This is a genomic window from Kineococcus anabasis, assembly GCF_054590795.1.
This window is the reverse complement of sequence record NZ_BAAIHU010000001.1, coordinates 318,308-335,546: the sequence shown is the minus strand read 5'-3', so window position 1 is coordinate 335,546 and position 17,239 is coordinate 318,308. Positions and strand designations below refer to the sequence as shown.

Sequence of the window (17,239 nt, the reverse complement as noted above, 5' to 3'; positions counted from 1 at the left end):
GGGGGTGCGCGCGAGGGATGCGCGCGAGGAGTGTGCGGGGGTCAGGCGAGCACGCGCAGGGCACCCGCGACGGCCGTGCAGGTCAGCGGCAGGGCCGGGGCGGGCTCGCCGTCGGCGTGCGGCACGGGCAGCGGCGTGCCCGCGCGGCCGGTGGGCGCCAGCTCGACCTGCCGGGCGCGGTGGACGTGGACGGCGGGGTGGTCCAGGTGGCGGCCGGCGAGGACCCGGGGCATGAGGCGGAAGGCGGCCGCGCGCGGCATGGCGTCGACGACCACGACGTCGAGCAGGCCGTCGGTGGGGTCGGCCCCGGGGGCGACCTCCACGCCGCCGCCGTAGAAGGGCAGGTTGGCCACGGCGACGAGCACGACCTCCACCTCGCGCCGCTCGCCGTCCAGGCCGAGCACGAGGGGCAGGGGCCGCAGCACCGCGAGCTCGCGGGCGGCGGCGAGGGTGTAGCGGGAGCCGCCGCGCGGCCAGCTCCAGCGGTTGGCGCGGGCCGCGGCGAGCGCGTCGACGCCGGCGCCCAGGACGGAGGCGTACCAGCCCTCGCGCAGCCCGGCGTGCACGTGGACGGCGTCCAGGGGGCGGGAGCGCCCCTCGGCCAGCGCCGCGGCGAGCTGCGCCACGGCGCCGGCGGGGTCGCCGGCGGGGACGCCGAGGCCGCGGGCGATGTCGTTGCCGGTGCCGGCGGGGACGATGCCGAGGGGGGTGCCGGTGCCGGCGACGCCCTGGACCCCGGCGTGCACGACGCCGTCGCCACCGACGACGACGAGGGCGGCGAGGTCACCGGCGGCGGCGCGGGCGCGCTCGGCGCAGGCGGCGAGATCGGGCCCGGAGAGGTCGAGGACCTCGTGCCCGAGGCGGCGCAGGGCGGCTAGGGTGCGGGCGCCGGCGGTGCCACCGGCGCCGCGCCCGGCGGCGGGGTTGACGATGAGACCGGTGCGCCGGCGGGGCGGGGCGCCGCTCACAGGGCGCTGGCGCTGTCGTCGTCGAGGGTGGAGTAGTCCGGTTCGGCGGACCTGCGGGCGCGCCGGCGGTCGTTGAGCAGGCAGATGCCGACGGCGATCCCGAACAGGATGATCAGCGGGACGGCGAGGGTGAACAGCGACAGCGCGTCCGGGGTGGGGGTGGCGATCGCGGAGAACACGAAGGACAGGAAGACCGTGATGCGCCAGTGCTTCAGCAGGGCCGCCCCGGTGAGCAGGCCGGCGAAGTTGAGGCCGACGAAGACCACGGGCATGAGGAAGGAGAGCCCGAACGCGAGGATGATCCGCATCGCGAAGCTGAGGTAGACGTCGGCGACGATGTAGTTGGACGCCTGCTCGGGGGTGAACTCGATGAGGAAGCCGACGGCGTTGGGCAGCACCAGCCAGGCCAGGCCGGCGCCGGCGAAGAACAGCGGCAGCGCGGCGGCGATGAAGCCGAGGGCGTAGCGCCGCTCCTTGCGGGTCAGGCCCGGGGTGATGAACGCCCAGAGCTGGTAGAGCCACACGGGTGCGGAGACGAGCACCCCGACCCACAGGGAGCCCTTGATCTGCAGGTCGAGGGCGGAGCCGACGGCGCCGAAGTTGAGGTTGGCGTCGATGCCCTCGGTCCTGGCGGTCTGGACCAGCGGCGCCTGCAGGGCGGGGAAGACGTACTCGGCCCACAGCCACCAACCGGCGACGGCGCCGATGAGCAGGCCGATGGTGGCGCGCACGACGCGCGTGCGGAGCTCCGTGAGGTGCTCGCGGAGCGCCATGCGCCCCTCGGGGTCCTTGGGGGCGCGGCGGAGGGTGGGCACGGCCACTGGTCAGCCCGGGACGCGGCGGCGCGTCAGGCGTGCGGGGGCTGGTGGCTGCCGGGCGCGGAGGCCTGCGTGCCCGTGGCGGTGGGGGTGCCGGTGCTCTCGCGCCGGGTGTCGGCGTCGACGACGCGTCCCTCCAGCGGGGTGCCGGTCTCGGCGCGGACGCCGGGGTCGTCGTCCTTCTTCATCTCCTTGACCTCGCTCTTGAAGATGCGCAGCGAGCGGCCGAGGCCGCGGGCGGCGTCCGGCAGCCGCTTGGCGCCGAAGAGCAGCAGGACCAGCACGAGCAGGATGAGCAGGTGGACGGGGTTGTCGAACAATCCGCGAAGCATGAGTTCTCCTGACTCCGGTGGGCCACCTGCATCCTACGTCGGTGGGCGGCCGCCGCGGCGGTCGGATCCACCGGCGCCGGTGGCGTGGCGCGCCCGGACGGGGCACCGGGTGGTGTTCGGAGCGGTGNCCGCGGCTCCGCGGACGGGAGCCGGACAGCCGGGGCCGGGCGTCGCGCCCGGGGGTGCCGGCTGGGAGGGCCGGCTGTCGGAGAACGTCAGGCCATGCGGGTGGAGCCGCCGGCGACGGTGGCGAGGTCGTCGATGGAGTCCAGCACGAGGGCGAAGTCGAGGACGTCGTCCCAGCAGATCGCCGGGCCGGTGCGCTCCTCCAGCGCCTCGCTGGGGATGACCCAGCGCTCGACGGGCACGCCGCCGGAGACGAGCAGCGCGACGACGTCCTCACCGGCGGGCTTGCGGACCTCGTCCTTGCAGGTGGGGCAGTCGAAGGCGTAGAAGGAGCGGGACTTCACGGAGCACACCACGAGGCGGACCTGCTTGGGGGTGAGCTCGACGTCGCCGCAGCAGGGGCACGAAGCCTTGATGGTCGTCATGGGGGTTGCACCTCTCGTCCTGGTGGGCGGCCCTCCTGCTGCCCGACAACCAGTGCATCGGCAGGAGTTCCGCATCCCTTGAATGCCCTCTCGAGCAGTCACCGAGAGTGCTTTGTCAAGCACCGTACGCCACGAGTGCTCTCTCCGCCTCGGACGTCACCTGTTCGGCGAGCCCCACCGGGTCGACGACCCGCGCTCCGTCACCGAGGCGCAGCAGGAGCCGGCGCACCCAGCGGGTGTCCGCCGCGCGCAGGCGCACCCGCAGCTCCGCGGCGGGCCAGTCCCCCGGTGCCGGCGCCACCGACTCCACGGGGTAGTACTCCACGACCCAGCGGGCCTGCCGGGCCAGGTCCAGGGTGACCACGACGTCGTCCGGGCTCGGGGAGAACAGGTCCGAGTCCACGTCCCGCGACACCGCCTGCGGGGGCGGGGTGCCGTCGGCGTCGAGCACCTCTGCGCTCTCGATGCGGTCGGCGCGGAACATCCGCACCCCCTCGCTGCGGTGGCACCAGCCCTCCAGGTACCAGCGGCCCGAGACGGTCAGCAGCCGCATCGGGTCCACCGCCCGCTCGGTGCTCTCGTCCCGGGAGGGCACCAGGTAGCGCAGCTGCAGCCGGCGGCGGCCCTGCAGCGCGGCCCGGCACGTGGCCAGGACCCGCTCGACCGTCGCGGGGTCCGCCTCGTCCACGCGCACGTCCACGGCCAGCGACGAGGCGGCGCGCGCGGCGTCCCCGGCGGCGGCGGACAGCTTCGCCAGCGCCCCCTCCAGGGCGGCGCGGTCGTGCAGGCCGGGCACCTCCGCCAGCGTGCGCAGCCCCACCAGCAGGGCGACGGCCTCGTCCACCGCCAGGCGCAGCGGCCGGTCGATGGCCTCGGCGTTGCCGATGTAGACCTTCCCCGACTCCCACTCCGCCTCGATGAGGTCGTCGGGCAGGTGCCCGGGGGTGCCGCAGACGAAGAGCAGCTCCAGGTCCCGGACCAGCTCGTCCTCGCTGATCTCGAAGTGCGCCGCGGCCTCCGCCAGCGGCAGGCCGGGGTGGCGCAGCAGGTACGGCACCATCGCCAGCAGCCGGCTCAGCCGCTCCGTCGACGCCCCGCCGCTCATGCGCCCCCCTCCGCGCCGGCCGCCGCACGCGCCCCGGTGCCCGCGTTGGCGGCCAGCACCCCGCGCAGCCGCCGCACCACCGCCTCGCGCAGCTCCGGCGGCTGCAGCACCACCACGTCCGCCCCGAAGGTCGCCACCTCGTCGGCGGCCTGCTCCACGTCCGTCACGTCCAGCTCCACCCGGTCCTCGCCGTCCTCACCCGCGGTGACGGCTGCGGCGCGGCGCCGCAGCGTGAGCCCGGCACCCGGCCGCACCCGCAGCACCGCGCGCACCGGGGCGCGCTCGGTGACGGTGCCGGCGACGACGGCACGCGGGTCGAGGTCGGCCGGCACGTCGTAGGCGCCGGGCTTGCCGGTGCGGCGCACCGCGCCTTGGATGCGCGAGAGGCGGAAGACGCGCGGGGCCTGCCGGTCGCGGTCGTTGGCCACGAGGTACCAGCGGCCGTGCCAGCTGACGATGGCCCACGGCTCCACCGAGCGGGTGGCCGGCTCCCCGTCGGCGCGCCGGTACCCGAAGCTCACGGGCGCCCGGTCGCGCGCGGCGGCGTACAGCGGCTCGAACGCGGGCTCGCTGGTGCGCACGCGCGGCTCCAGCCCCACGAGGGAGGACTCGTCGGCCTCCACACCGAGGCTGCGCAGCTTCACCAGGGCGCGGGTGGCGGGCCCGGCGAGACTGGCCTGCTGCCAGACGCGGCTGGCCAGGGACAGCACGGTCAGCTCGGCGGGGGTGAAGTCGATGGCCGGCAGGGCGTAGGCGTCGCGGTCGATGCGGTAGCCCTGCTCGTCGCCGAAGAGGACGTCCTCCCCACCGGTGGACAGGGGGATGCCGAGCTCGCGCAGGTCCTCCTTGTCCCGCTCGAACATCCGCTCGAACGCGACGGTGGTGGCGCAGTCGGCGTACTGGGGGACGGCCTTGCGGATCTGCTCCTTGGTCAGCCACCGGCGCGTGGCGGACAGGGCGATCACGAGGTTGAGGAGCCGCTCGGTGCGCCGGCTGGCGTTGGGGCTGGGCATCGCTGCGGAACGCTACCGGAGATGCCCGCCGGCGCCCACGGGGCGACCGGGTGGCGGCGGGCAGGGCTGCGCGGGGTCCGGGGGCGGGGTCCGGAGGCGGGGTCCGCCGGCGGCGGCGCCTAGGGTCGCGGGCATGGTGCGCTGGCGGTCGGGGACGGTGGTGGGGGTGCCCGGGGCCTGGCCCGGCGCCGTGGAGTGCGAGGTGGCCCTGGACCCGCGGCCCGGTGTCGACGGGGTGGTGGTGCGGGCGCTGGCCTATCCCGCGCTGGTGGGCACGCCCACGACCGGTGACCGGGTGCTGCTGAACACCGCGGCCCTGGAGCGGGGGCTGGGCACGGGCGGCTACGCCCTGGTGGTGGCGCTGCCGGAGAGGTTGCCGCCCGCTCCCCCGCCCGGGCCGGGGCACCTGGTCAAGGCCCGCTACACGCCGCTGCAGGCGATGGTGCTGGGCGCGGACGAGCAGGAGTCGGGGCACCACGAGGTGCTGCGCGAGGCGGACGACCTGGCGGGCATGCCGGTGGTGGTGGCCGACCTGCACTCGGCGCTGCCCGCGGTGGTGGCGGGGGTGCGGGCGCTGCGGCCGCAGGCGCGGGTGGCGTACGTGCTGACCGACGGCGGGGCGCTGCCGGCGGCGTTCTCCCGGGCGGTGGCGGGCCTGCGTGGGGCGGGCTGGCTGGCGGCGTGCGTCAGCGCGGGGCAGGCCTTCGGCGGGGACCTGGAGGCGGTGAGCGTGCACTCGGCGCTGCTGGCGGCGCGGCTGGTGGTGGGCGCGGACGTGGCCGTGGTGGCACAGGGCCCGGGCAACCTGGGCACCGGGACGCGCTGGGGGTTCTCCGGGGTGGGCGCCGGGGAGGCGCTGAACGCGGCGGCGGTGCTGGGCGGGGCCCCGGTGGCGGCGCTGCGGGTCTCGCAGGCCGACGCCCGGCCACGGCACCGGGGGGTCTCGCACCACTCGGCGACGGCGGTGGGGCGCCTGGCGCTGGCCCCGGTGGACGTGGTGGTGCCGCAGGAGGAGGGGCCGTTCTGGGCGGCGGTGCACGAGCAGGCCCGCGCGCTGTGCGCCCCGACGGCGCTGCGGGCGGCGCCGCACCGGCTGCGGGTGGTGCCGGTCGCGGGGCTGGACGAGGCGCTGGCCACCTGCCCGGTGCGGCTGTCCACGATGGGCCGCGGCCTCGCCGAGGACCGGGCGGCGTTCCTGGCCGCGGCCGCCGCGGGCCGGCACGCCGCGGCGCTGCTGGGCTGAGCTCCTGGCGGCGACGTCCCGCACGCGCAGGCGGGGACGTCCTCCACGCGGCGGCGGGGACGTCCCGCACGCGACACGCCGGTGTCGCGCTGCGGAACGTCCCCGCCGGGTGCCTGCCGGGAGCGGGTGGTGCGGCTCAGCGCACCCCGACGAGGTCCACGACGAAGATCAGCGTCTCGCCGGGCTTGATGACCCCGCCCGCGCCGCGCTCGCCGTAGGCCAGCTGCGGCGGGATGACGAGGCGGCGGCGGCCGCCGACCTTCATGCCCGCGATGCCCTGGTCCCAGCCCTGGATGACCATGCCGCGCCCGAGGGGGAACTCCAGGGGCTCACCGCGGTTCCAGGAGGCGTCGAACTCCTCGCCGGTGGAGAAGGCGACCCCGACGTAGTGGGTGACGACGGTGCTGCCGGGCACGGCCTCGGGGCCGTCGCCGGTCTCCAGGTCGGTGATCTCCAGATCGGTGGGCGGCTCGCCGCCGGGGAAGTCGATCTCGGGCTTGGTGCGCTCGCTCACGCCTGCTCCTCGTGGTCTGGCTCGGTGGTGTGGCTCGGTGATGTGGCTCGGGTGCGTGCGGGGTGGTGCTGCGGGTGCGCGCGCTCAGCTGGCGTCGAGGATGTCGACGACGAAGACGAGCGGGCCGGCGGGCTGGCCCTCGGCGGCGTCGGGGTAGGCCAGGGCCTCGGGGATGACGAGCAGGACGCGGCTGCCGACGGTCTGCCCGACCAGGCCCTCGTCCCAGCCCTTGATGACGCGCCCCTGCCCGATGGGCGTGGGGAACGGCTCGCCCTTGTCCCAGGAGGAGTCGAACTTCTCCCCGTCCTCCAGGCGCACCCCGGTGTAGTGGACGGTGATGTTCTGCCCGGACTGCACGGCGGGCCCGGCGCCCTTGACGAGCGGCTGCACCACGAGCTCCTCGGGGGCCTTCGCGTCCTCGGGGACCTCGATCCCGGTGACCTTGCCGTCGCCGTCGGTCTGCACGGTCGGCAGCCCCGCGGGCGGGGTGACGGCCTCGCCCTCGGCCTTGTCCAGCACGAGGCGGCGCAGGTCGGCGACGAGGACCATGGTGTCCTCGGGCTTGAGGTTCGGGTAGGCCTCCGAGGCGCGCTGGCCGAAGCCGTCCTGGGGGGCGACGGCGATGGCGAGGCGGTCGCCGACGGTGGCGCCGAGCAGGCCGGAGGCCACGCCGCGCACGAGCTGGTCGGTGACGGGGAAGTTGGCCGGGGACTGCCCGTAGGTGGTCTGCAGCTCCGCGCCGTCGCGGCCGTTGTAGAGGGTGAAGTCCAGCACCACGGTCTGCCCGAGCTCGACCTTCTTGCCGCTGCCGGGGGTGACGACCTTGCGGGTGGAGGTCTCCACCGCCAGCGGCGAGGTGATCTTGACCTCGGGCTTGGCCTCGGGTGCGCCGGTGACCTCCACGGCCAGCGCGGGGTCGTCGGCGGCCGGCTTCACCTCGGCGGGCGGGGTGCTGGCGGGCGAGGTGGACGGCGGCGAGGAGGGCGTCGCCGGTTCCTCCGGCTGGGAGGCGCAGCCGCCGAGGGCGAGCGCGAGGGCGATGGGCAGGGCGGTCAGGCGGCGCACGGGAATCCTCGGGTCGGGGCGGCGGCGTACCGCCGTGCGGCGGGCAGCTCTCTGCGACCCACCCTAACCACGGCCGCTGGGAGCCGGCTGGGTGCGGGGCGCGAGCGCACCGGGTGCGGGTGGGCCCTCACGGGCCCCGCGGGGCACCCGGCGGCGGCCTCACATGCTCTCGATGAGGCGTTCGACGCGCTCGTCGACGGAGCGGAAGGGGTCCTTGCACAGCACGGTGCGCTGCGCCTGGTCGTTGAGCTTCAGGTGCACCCAGTCGACGGTGAAGTCGCGGTGCTTCTCCTGGGCGGCGCGCACGAAGTCCCCGCGCAGCTTGGCGCGGGTGGTCTGCGGGGGCACGACGGTGGCCTCGAAGACCTCCAGGTCGTGGCTGACGCGCTCGACGAGGCCGCGGGCGGCGAGCAGGTAGTGCAGGCCGCGCTTGCGGTGGATGTCGTGGTACGCCAGGTCCAGGCGGGCGATGCGCGGGGAGGAGAGCGTCAGGTCGTGCTTGGCCATGTAGCGCTCCAGCAGGCGCTTCTTGATGACCCAGTCGACCTCGCGCTCCACCAGGCCCAGGTCCCCGCTGCGCACGGCGAGCAGGGCCCGCTCCCACAGGTCCACGACGCGCTTGATCGTGGGGTCCTGCAGGCCCTCGGACTCCACGAACGCCTTGGCGGAGGCGAGGTACTCCTCCTGGATCTGCAGGGCGGAGGCCTCCCGGCCGTTGGCCAGGCGCAGGGGGCGCCGGCCGGTGGTGTCGTGGCTGATCTCGCGGATGGCGCGGATGGGGTTCTCCAGCGTCATGTCGCGCAGGTTCGCGCCGGACTCCACCAGGCGCAGCACGAGGTCGGTGGCGCCGACCTTGAGCAGCGTCGTGGTCTCGGACATGTTGGAGTCCCCGACGATGACGTGCAGGCGGCGGTAGCGCTCGGCGTCGGCGTGGGGCTCGTCGCGGGTGTTGATGATGGGCCGGCTGCGGGTGGTGGCGGAGGAGATGCCCTCCCAGATGTGGTCGGCGCGCTGGGAGAGGGAGTACGCCGCCCCCCGCGGGGTCTGCACGACCTTGCCGGCGCCGCAGACGAGTTGGCGGGTGACGAGGAAGGGGATGAGGGCGTCGGAGAGGCGGGAGAACTCCCCGTGCCGGGAGACGAGGTAGTTCTCGTGGCAGCCGTAGGAGTTGCCGGCGGAGTCGGTGTTGTTCTTGAAGAGGTACACCTCGCCGGTGATGCCCTCCTCGTGCAGGCGCCGCTCGGCGTCGGTGAGCAGGCCCTCCAGGGTGCGCTCCCCGGCGCGGTCGTGGACGACGAGCTGGCGCACGTCGTCGCACTCGGGGGTGGCGTACTCAGGGTGGGAGCCGACGTCGAGGTAGAGGCGCGCGCCGTTGCGCAGGAAGACGTTGCTGGAGCGGCCCCAGGAGACGACCTTGCGGAAGAGGTAGCGCGCGACCTCGTCCGGGGAGAGCTTGCGCTGTCCCTCGAAGGCGCACGTCACGCCGAACTCCGTCTCGAGCCCGAAGATCCGGCGGTCCATGTGCCCACCATAGGCAGAGAGGAGGTGGTTCGGCGCTGCGAAGCGCCGGACCACCTCCTCCCCGCGCGCGCCGGGGCGTGCGCGGGGCGGCGCGCTCAGCCGCCGGGGCGCTGCAGGAGGTTCGCCAGCACCGGGCCGGTGAGGCGCCGGAAGCTGCGCCGCGGGCGGGTGCGGTCCAGCACGGCCACCTCGAGCTGGTCGGCGCCGATGGCGCGCGGGCCGGAGCCGGCGGCCTCGGCGGCGGCGTCGGAGCCGAGGGCCTCCACCGCCAGGCGCAGGGCCCCGGCCAGGTCCAGCCCCTCGCTCCAGCGCTCGGTGAGCTTGGCGCCGATCTGCTCGGCGGAGCCGCCCATGGCGACGAAGCCGTGCTCGTCGGCGACGGAGCCGTCGTAGGTGAGGCGGTAGATCTGGTCGGCCCCGGGGGTGGCGCCGACCTCGGCGACGACGAGCTCGACCTCGTAGGGCTTGGACTCGGTGGTGAAGATCGTGCCCAGGGTCTGGGCGTAGACGTTGGCCAGGCCGCGGGCGGTGACGTCGGAGCGGTCGTAGGAGTAGCCCCGCAGGTCGGCGTAGCGCACGCCGCCCACGCGCAGGTTCTCGAACTCGTTGTACTTGCCGACGGCGGCGAAGGCGACGCGGTCGTAGATCTCGGAGATCTTGTGCAGCGCGCGGGAGGGGTTCTCCGAGGCGAAGACGATGCCGCCGGAGAAGGCCAGGACGACGACGGCGCGGCCGCGGGCGATGCCCTTGCGCGCGTAGTCCGCCTTGTCCTTCATGAGCTGCTCGGGCGAGACGTAGAAGGGCGTGCTCATGCGTGCTCACCTCCTGCCAGGCGTGCGGCGCGGGTGCCGCCGGGGTCGCCGTGGCGGCGCTCGACGACGTCGGTGACGACGGCGGCCAGCTCCTCCTCGGGCACGCGGTGGAAGCCCTCGGCGGTGACGACGGCCACGACCGGCCAGATGCGGCGGACCATGTCGGGCCCGCCGGTGGCGGAGTCGTCGTCGGCGGCGTCCCACAGGGCCTCCACGGCGACGCGCACGGCGCCGTCGGCGTCGAGGCCGGGACGCCACAGCTTCTTCAGCGCGCCGCGGGCGAAGACGGAGCCGGAGCCGACGCTGTGGTGGTGGCGTTCCTCGTAGCGCCCGCCGGTGACGTCGTAGCTGAAGATGCGCCCGCGGCCGGTGGCGAGGTCGAGGCCGGCGAAGAGGGGCACGACGGCCAGGCCCTGCATGGCCAGGGCGAGGTTGCCGCGGATCATCGTGGAGAGCCGGTTGGCCTTGCCCTCGAAGGACAGCAGCGCGCCCTCGATCTTCTCGTAGTGCTCCAGCTCCACCTGGAAGAGGCGGACCATCTCCACCGCCAGGCCCGCGGTGCCGGCGATGCCGACGCAGGAGTGCTCGTCGGCCTGGAAGACCTTCTCGATGTCGCGCTGGGCGATGAGGTTGCCCGCGGTGGCACGCCGGTCGCCGGCCATGACCACGCCGCCGCCGGTGGGGCCGCCGTCGAAGGTGGTGGCCACGATGGTGGTGCCGTGGGGCACGTCGGGGGCGCTGGTGGCGGGCAGGCGGCGCCCGGCGGGCAGGACGTCGGGGGCGTGCTCGCGCACGAACTCGGTGAAGGAGGAGGACCCGGGCACCAGGTAGGCCGCCGGGAGCCGCCCGCTGGGGTCGGAGCTCACGTCCGCGACCCTACCTGCGCGTCCCGCGGGACGTGCGGGCGTGCTCGGGCGGCGCGCCGGTGGGGGCGCCGGGCGCCGGGCCGGTGGAGTCGCGCACCACCAGGGTGGTGGCGAGCTCGACGTGGTGGGACTCCAGCTCCTCCCCGTCGGCCAGGCGCACGACGGTGCGCAGCGCGGTGCGCCCCATCTCCCGCAGGGGCTGGGCCACGGAGGTCAGGCGCGGGTGGGTGTTCTCGGTGAGGTCGGTGCCGTCGAAGCCGACGACGCTGAGGTCCCCGGGCACGCGCAGGCCGCGGCGGCGGGCCTCCTCGAGCACGCCGAGGGCGATGACGTCGTTGCCGCAGAAGACGGCGGTGGGCGGCTCGGGCAGCTCCAGCAGCCGGGCCAGGCCCTCGGCGCCGCTCTCGCGCCGGAACTCCCCCCAGTGCACCTGCCGGGGGTCGGCCGGCAGCCCGGCCGACATCAGGGCGGCGAGGTAGCCGTGCAGGCGGGCCTGGCTGCACTCGGCGCCGACCGGGCCGCCGACGTGGGCGATGCGGGTGTGCCCGAGGCCGATGAGGTGCTCGGTGGCGACCTTGCCGCCGGCCCAGTTGGTGGAGCCGACGCTGACGACGGAGGGCGCGGGCGGGCTGAGCGGGTCGATGACGACGACGGGCAGGTGGCGGCGGGCGAAGGGGTCGATGTGGTCCTCGGAGACCTCCGAGGAGACCAGCACGAGGCCGCGGCGCCCGGCGCCGGCGAGGCGCTCGGCCCACTGGCCGTGGTCGGCCTCGCGCAGGCGCCCGGGGGAGACGCTGGAGAGGACGACCTCCACGCCGAGGTCGGCGGCGCCCTCGATGATGCCGCCGAGGACCTCCACGGTGTAGCGGTTGGTGAGGCCCTCGACGACGAGGTCCACCAGGGGCGGGCCGTCGAGGCGGGGGCGGCGCGCGGCGGGGGCGCGGTAGCCCAGCTCCGCCATGGCGCGGCGCACCCGGGCGCGGGTCTCCTCGGCGACGTCGTCGCGGTCGTTGAGGACCTTGGAGACGGTGGGCACGGAGACCCCGGCCCGGCTCGCGACGCTGGCCAGCGTCGTGCGCTGGTTTCCCATGACACCTCTGTCCTCGGGCGGGGTTCGAAAGTTTTCGCGAGTATTGCGAAGCGCTGCGTCACCGTCAAGCACTCCCCCGTTCGCGCCGTGTGAGCGCTCACATCGGAGAGCGTGGTCACGATCGTGTTGCGGCGCCTTGACTCCCCCCGCACCCGCACCTACGGTCCTGAGAACACCCGCAGTCTTGCGAAAGCTTTCGACACCGAAAGGTTCCGCAAACCGGGCCCTTCCCGCCGCACCGCAGCGGCTCGACGCCCTGGAGATCACCGTGGATCGCAAGAACTCCTCCCGCCGCTCCTTCCTCGGGCTCGTCCTCGCGACGCCGCTGGCCGCGGGCACGCTCACCGCCTGCAGCGGCGGCACCTCCGGCCCGGGGCAGTCCGCCGCGGGCGAGGCGAGCATCTGGTACCTCAGCGGCCAGCCCGCCGAGGGCGTCCGCAAGACCAGCGTCGACGCCTTCAACGAGGGCCACCCGGACGGCAAGATCAAGGCGACGTTCTTCGCCAACGACGACTACAAGACGAAGATCCGCACCGCCGTGGGCGCCGGGCAGGCCCCCACCCTCATCTGGGGCTGGGGCGGTGGCACCCTGGCCGGCTACGCCGAGGCCAACCAGGTCGAGGACCTGACCTCGTTCTTCGAGGAGAACGCCGACCTCAAGGGCAAGATCATCGACTCGGCGTGGGGCGCCGGGACCGTCGACGGCAAGGTCTACGCCATGCCCATGCAGACCATGGCGCCGATCGTGCTCTTCTACAACAAGCGCCTCTTCACCCAGGTCGGCGCCCAGCCGCCGCAGACCTGGGACGACCTGCTCGCCCTGGTCGCCACCTTCAAGGGCGCCGGCATCGCCCCCATCTCCCTGGCCGGGCAGTCCCGCTGGACCACGATGATGTGGCTGGAGTTCCTCTTCGACCGCGTGGGCGGCCCGGAGCTGTTCACCTCGATCTTCGAGGGTCAGGCCGACGCCTGGTCCAACCCCGACTCGATCAAGGCCCTGACCATGGCGCAGGACCTCGTCAAGGCCGGCGGCTTCGTGGAGGGCTTCAACTCCGTCGTCGCCGACCAGAACGCCGACCAGGCGCTGCTCTACACGGACAAGGCCGCGATGATGCTCCACGGCACCTGGACCTACGGCAGCATGAAGTCCGACGGCGGCGACTTCGTCTCCGGCGGCAACCTCGGCTACCTGAACTTCCCCGCCGTCACCGGCGGCAAGGGCGACCCGAGCAACACCGTCGGCAACCCGGCGCAGTACCTCTCCATCTACTCCGAGGCCAGCGACGAGCAGAAGGAGATCGCCCGCACCTACCTCAAGGAGGGCGTGACCGCCGACGCCGAGGTCGAGGGCTGGATCGGCGTGGGCGAGGTGCCCGTCTTCAAGGGCATCGAGGACAAGCTCGCCGCCTCCGAGAACCCCGAGTGGGTCACCTGGGTGTACGAGGTCGCGCTCAACGCCAAGTCCTTCCAGCAGTCCTGGGACCAGGCGCTCAGCCCCGCCGCGGCCGAGGAGCTGCTCAACAACATCGCCCAGCTGTTCGAGCTCTCCATCACCCCCGAGCAGTTCGCGACGAACATGAACGCGGTCCTGGACAAGTGAGCAGCGCCGCTCCTGCACCGGCCGGCGGGGTCCGCGCGACCCCGCCGGCCCCGGTGCGCACGGTGACCGCGACGGGGCGCCGCACCGGCGCCCTCGCCTGGCTGGTGCTCCCGGCGCTGCTGTTCTTCCTCGCCTTCGGGGTGGTGCCGCTCTTCGGGGTGCTCGTGCTCAGCTTCACCTCCTGGACCGGCATCGGGGACATCCCCTTCACCGGCCTGGACAGCTGGCGCGCCGTCCTGACCGACCCCGGCCTGCTCAAGGCGCTGTGGGTCACGTTCCTCGTGATGGCGCTGTCGTGGCTGTTCCAGACGCCCATCAGCCTGCTCATCGGCGTCTTCATCGCCGGGCAGCAGCGCTACCGGGCGTTCCTGGCGGTGCTGTACTTCGTGCCGCTGCTGCTCTCCTCGGCGGCCATCGCGATCGTCTACAAGTCGCTGCTGGACCCGAACTTCGGCATCGGGGCGGGCCTGGGCCTGGACTTCCTGCGGCAGAACTGGCTGGGCGAGCCCGTCCTGGCCCTCGGCGTCGTGGTGTTCATCGTCTCCTGGCAGTTCGTGCCGTTCCACTCCCTCATCTACCAGGGCGGGGTGCGGCAGATCCCGGCCTCGATGTACGAGGCCGCCAAGATCGACGGCGCCGGGCGGCTGCGGCAGTTCTTCTCCATCACCGTCCCGCAGCTGAAGTACACGATCATCACGTCCTCGACGCTGATGGTCGTGGGCTCGCTCACCTTCTTCGACCTCATCTGGGTGCTCACCGCGGGCGGCCCGGGCAACGCCACGCGGGTGCTCGCCCTCGACATGTACGTGCGCGGGTTCCGGGCGAGCCAGATGGGCCTGGCCAGCGTCATCGCCGTGATCCTCGTCGTCGTGGGCCTGCTGCTCGCCCTGGGGCTGCAGCGCCTCGGGGGCAAGGACGCCAACGCCAGCCAGCTGGAAGGTGCCTGACATGGCGACCACCGCTCCCCCCTCCACCCGCAGCCCGGCCCGGCCCGCCCGGTCCTCCGGCGCCGGCGGTCAGGTCCGCGAGCGCAACTGGCTGGGCGGGCTGTTCGGCTGGCTGTGGCTGGCGATCATCATCATCCCGATCTACTGGCTGGTGATCACGACCCTCAAGCCGCAGGCGGAGTACTTCACGAGCAACCCGCTGCTGCCCCCGCAGTCGCCGACGCTGGCCGCCTACGGGCGGGTGCTGGAGTCCGACTTCCTGCGCTACTTCCTCAACAGCGTCATCGTGACGGCCGCCTCCGTGATCCCCGCGGTGCTCATGTCCTTCATGGCGGCCTTCGCGATCGTGCGCGGCGGCGGTGGCAGGTTCCTGCGCTCGGTCAACGCCCTGTTCCTCCTGGGCCTGGCCATCCCGCTGCAGGCGACGATCATCCCCGTGTACCTGATCATCATCAAGCTCCAGCTGTACGACACCCTGATGGCGCTGATCCTGCCCTCCATCGCCTTCGCGATCCCGCTGACGATCCTCATCCTGTCCAACTTCATCCGCGACGTGCCGAACGAGCTGTTCGAGTCGATGCGGCTGGACGGGGCCAGCGAGTGGGGCACGATGTGGCGGCTGGCGTTCCCGCTGACGAGGCCGGCGATCGTGACGGTGGCGATCTACAACGGCCTCGGCGTCTGGAACAGCTTCCTGCTGCCGCTGGTCCTCACCCAGAGCCCGGAGCGGCGGGTGCTGCCGCTGGCGCTGTCCGCCTTCCAGGGCCAGTACCAGATCGACGTCCCCGCGGTGCTGTCCGCGGTGGTGCTCTCCACGCTGCCGATCCTCGTGCTGTACGTCCTCGGACGCCGCCAGCTCGTCGCGGGACTCACCGCCGGCTTCAGCAAGTGACCTCCGGGCCCGGCCGTGCTACACACGGCCGGGCCCGGACAGGCCGGAACACAGGAACGAGGGAACCTTCGTGCAACAGGACAGGAGCGCGCTCGTCGTGCGCGGCGGCTGGGAGGGACACCAGCCGGTGGAGGCGACCGAGGAGTTCATCCCCTTCCTGCGGGAGCAGGGCTTCGACGTGCGCGTGGAGGAGTCGCCGAAGGTCTACGCCGACGCGGCCGTGATGTCGCGGGTGGACCTGGTGCTGCAGTGCACCACGATGTCCTCCATCGCCAGGGAGGAGGTCGCCGGGCTGCGCGCGGCCGTGGAGGCGGGTACCGGCCTGGCCGGCTGGCACGGCGGCATCGCCGACTCCTACCGCGACAACTCCGACTACCTGCAGCTGGTCGGCGGGCAGTTCGCCTGCCACCCGGCCAAGGCGCCCGGTGAGCGCACCGGGGAGCAGTCGGACTTCTTCGTCCCGTACCAGGTGGAGATCACCCCGGCGGGCGCCGTGCACCCCGTCACCGAGGGGGTGGCCGACTTCGCCCTCACCACCGAGCAGTACTGGGTGCTCACCGACGACTACAACGACGTGCTGGCCACCACCACGGTGCCGGTGCTGGGGTGGGGGTCCTGGCACCGCCCGGTGACCTCCCCGGCGGTCTGGACGCGGCGCTGGGGCGCGGGGCGGGTCTTCGTGTGCACCCCCGGGCACAGCGTCGAGGTGCTGCGCGAGCCCTCCGTGCGCCGGATCGTGGAGCGGGGCCTGCTGTGGGCGAGCAGGTGACGCCGGGCGCGCTGCGGGTCGGCATCGTCGGCGCGGGCCACATCAGCGGGCAGTACCTGACCACCTTCGCGCGCCTGGGCGCCCTGCGGGTGAGCGCGGTGGCCGACCTCGACGCCGCCCGCGCGGCCGCCGTCGCCGCCCAGCACCCCGGGGCGCGGGCGATGGGGGTGGAGGAGCTGGTGCGCAGCGAGGACGTGGACGTCGTCCTGAACCTCACCGTGCCCGCTGCGCACGCCGAGGTCGCCCTGGCCGCGATCGCCGCGGGCAAGGACGTCTACGGGGAGAAGCCGCTGGCCGCGACCACCGGCGAGGCCGCGCGGGTCCTGCAGGCCGCCGACGCGGCGGGGGTGCGGGTGGGCTGCGCCCCCGACACGGTCCTGGGCACGGGCACCCAGACCGCCCGGCGCGCCATCGACTCGGGCCTGGTCGGTGCGCCGGTGGCGGCCACCGCCACGATGGTCACCCCCGGCCACGAGCGCTGGCACCCCAACCCGGACTTCTACTACGCCCCCGGCGGTGGCCCGCTGCTGGACATGGGCCCGTACTACGTCAGCTCCCTGGTGACGCTGCTGGGCCCGGTGACCTCCGTGCTCGGCGCCGCCTCGCACACCCGCCCCACCCGGACCATCGGCCAGGGCCCGCGGGCCGGGGAGACGATCCCGGTGCGCACCGGCACCCACGTCACCGGCGTGCTGACCCACGCCTGCGGCGCGCTGACGACCCTGCTGATGAGCTTCGACGCGGTGCGCACGAAGGCGGCCAGCATCGAGGTGCACGGGGAGTCCGGGTCGCTGACGGTGCCCGACCCGAACTACTTCGACGGCGACGTGGAGCTCTTCGAGCTGGGCGCTGCGGACTGGCGGACGCTGGAGCCCTCCGCGGGCTACCGCGAGGGCGGGCGCGGCATCGGCCTGCTCGACCTGGCCGCCGCCCCCGGTGCGCCCGTGCGGGCCGGTGGGGAGCTCGCCTACCACGTGCTCGACGTCATGGAGTGCCTCCTGCGCTCGGCGCAGGAGGGCCGCGCCCTGCCCGTCACCAGCACCTGCGAGCGCCCCGCACCGGTCGCCCTGCAGGACCTGGCGTCGTGAACCGGCGGGGGCCCGCACGCGGCCCCCGCCTCCCGGCTGGAGGAG

18 protein-coding genes are annotated in these 17,239 nt (G+C 74.2%); 6 read left to right on the top strand and 12 right to left on the bottom strand.

Features of this window, described 5'->3' with window-relative positions; all coding sequences use genetic code 11:
- Window positions 1-41: 41 nt before the first annotated feature.
- The 6 genes from ACYQBY_RS01465 to ACYQBY_RS01440 form a co-directional block, all read right to left on the bottom strand.
- The gene (locus tag ACYQBY_RS01465) at window positions 42-968 is read right to left on the bottom strand and encodes a diacylglycerol/lipid kinase family protein (protein WP_459642031.1); all 927 of its coding nucleotides are present in this window, start codon (window positions 966-968) and stop codon (window positions 42-44) included.
- On the bottom strand, window positions 965-1,783 hold the full coding sequence (tatC, locus tag ACYQBY_RS01460; RefSeq protein WP_459642030.1) for a twin-arginine translocase subunit TatC: 819 nt from the start codon (window positions 1,781-1,783) through the stop codon (window positions 965-967). Before tatC ends, ACYQBY_RS01465 begins: the two co-directional genes overlap by 4 nt.
- A gap of 32 nt (window positions 1,784-1,815) precedes the next feature.
- Window positions 1,816-2,118, bottom strand: a complete 303-nt coding sequence (gene tatA / locus ACYQBY_RS01455) for a Sec-independent protein translocase subunit TatA (protein ID WP_459642029.1) — start codon at window positions 2,116-2,118, stop codon at window positions 1,816-1,818.
- A 215-nt stretch (window positions 2,119-2,333) separates the two neighbouring features.
- On the bottom strand, window positions 2,334-2,669 hold the full coding sequence (locus ACYQBY_RS01450; protein ID WP_459642028.1) for a hypothetical protein: 336 nt from the start codon (window positions 2,667-2,669) through the stop codon (window positions 2,334-2,336).
- A gap of 115 nt (window positions 2,670-2,784) precedes the next feature.
- Window positions 2,785-3,774, bottom strand: a complete 990-nt coding sequence (locus ACYQBY_RS01445; protein ID WP_459642027.1) for a helix-turn-helix transcriptional regulator — start codon at window positions 3,772-3,774, stop codon at window positions 2,785-2,787.
- Complete coding sequence (locus ACYQBY_RS01440; protein WP_459642026.1) at window positions 3,771-4,787, bottom strand: helix-turn-helix transcriptional regulator; 1,017 nt, start codon at window positions 4,785-4,787, stop codon at window positions 3,771-3,773. Before ACYQBY_RS01440 ends, ACYQBY_RS01445 begins: the two co-directional genes overlap by 4 nt.
- A 133-nt stretch (window positions 4,788-4,920) precedes the next feature.
- On the opposite strand from ACYQBY_RS01440, the gene ACYQBY_RS01435 reads away from it, so the two are divergent.
- Complete coding sequence (locus ACYQBY_RS01435) at window positions 4,921-6,030, top strand: DUF3866 family protein (RefSeq protein ID WP_459642025.1); 1,110 nt, start codon at window positions 4,921-4,923, stop codon at window positions 6,028-6,030.
- A gap of 136 nt (window positions 6,031-6,166) precedes the next feature.
- On the opposite strand, the gene ACYQBY_RS01430 is transcribed toward ACYQBY_RS01435, so the two are convergent.
- The 6 genes from ACYQBY_RS01430 to ACYQBY_RS01405 form a co-directional block, all read right to left on the bottom strand.
- Entirely contained in the window at window positions 6,167-6,544 is a 378-nt protein-coding gene (locus ACYQBY_RS01430; protein WP_459642024.1) for an FKBP-type peptidyl-prolyl cis-trans isomerase, read from the bottom strand.
- 84 nt (window positions 6,545-6,628) lie between these two features.
- Window positions 6,629-7,609, bottom strand: a complete 981-nt coding sequence (locus ACYQBY_RS01425; RefSeq protein ID WP_459642023.1) for an FKBP-type peptidyl-prolyl cis-trans isomerase — start codon at window positions 7,607-7,609, stop codon at window positions 6,629-6,631.
- A 159-nt stretch (window positions 7,610-7,768) separates the two neighbouring features.
- Entirely contained in the window at window positions 7,769-9,130 is a 1,362-nt protein-coding gene (pafA, locus tag ACYQBY_RS01420; RefSeq protein ID WP_459642022.1) for a Pup--protein ligase, read from the bottom strand.
- Between the two features lie 95 nt (window positions 9,131-9,225).
- The gene (prcA, locus tag ACYQBY_RS01415) at window positions 9,226-9,942 is read right to left on the bottom strand and encodes a proteasome subunit alpha (RefSeq protein ID WP_459642021.1); all 717 of its coding nucleotides are present in this window, start codon (window positions 9,940-9,942) and stop codon (window positions 9,226-9,228) included.
- On the bottom strand, window positions 9,939-10,808 hold the full coding sequence (gene prcB, locus ACYQBY_RS01410) for a proteasome subunit beta (protein ID WP_459642020.1): 870 nt from the start codon (window positions 10,806-10,808) through the stop codon (window positions 9,939-9,941). Before prcB ends, prcA begins: the two co-directional genes overlap by 4 nt.
- Window positions 10,809-10,818: 10 nt before the next feature.
- Complete coding sequence (locus tag ACYQBY_RS01405; protein ID WP_459642019.1) at window positions 10,819-11,898, bottom strand: LacI family DNA-binding transcriptional regulator; 1,080 nt, start codon at window positions 11,896-11,898, stop codon at window positions 10,819-10,821.
- Window positions 11,899-12,166: 268 nt separating this feature from the next.
- On the opposite strand from ACYQBY_RS01405, the gene ACYQBY_RS01400 reads away from it, so the two are divergent.
- The 5 genes from ACYQBY_RS01400 to ACYQBY_RS01380 all read left to right on the top strand — a co-directional run bounded on the left by ACYQBY_RS01400 (window position 12,167) and on the right by ACYQBY_RS01380 (window position 17,194).
- Window positions 12,167-13,498 carry an extracellular solute-binding protein gene (locus ACYQBY_RS01400; protein WP_459642018.1) on the top strand — a complete coding sequence of 444 codons (1,332 nt, stop codon included), beginning with the start codon at window positions 12,167-12,169 and terminating at the stop codon, window positions 13,496-13,498.
- 53 nt (window positions 13,499-13,551) lie between these two features.
- Window positions 13,552-14,445: a carbohydrate ABC transporter permease gene (locus tag ACYQBY_RS01395; RefSeq protein WP_459642435.1), complete on the top strand. Its 894-nt coding sequence runs from the start codon at window positions 13,552-13,554 to the stop codon at window positions 14,443-14,445.
- Between the two features lies 1 nt (window position 14,446).
- Window positions 14,447-15,337: a carbohydrate ABC transporter permease gene (locus ACYQBY_RS01390; protein ID WP_459642017.1), complete on the top strand. Its 891-nt coding sequence runs from the start codon at window positions 14,447-14,449 to the stop codon at window positions 15,335-15,337.
- A gap of 70 nt (window positions 15,338-15,407) precedes the next feature.
- Entirely contained in the window at window positions 15,408-16,106 is a 699-nt protein-coding gene (locus ACYQBY_RS01385; RefSeq protein WP_459642016.1) for a ThuA domain-containing protein, read from the top strand.
- Window positions 16,091-17,194 carry a Gfo/Idh/MocA family protein gene (locus tag ACYQBY_RS01380; RefSeq protein ID WP_459642015.1) on the top strand — a complete coding sequence of 368 codons (1,104 nt, stop codon included), beginning with the start codon at window positions 16,091-16,093 and terminating at the stop codon, window positions 17,192-17,194. The genes ACYQBY_RS01385 and ACYQBY_RS01380 overlap by 16 nt, the downstream gene beginning before the upstream one ends.
- The last annotated feature ends 45 nt before the right edge of the window (window positions 17,195-17,239 follow it).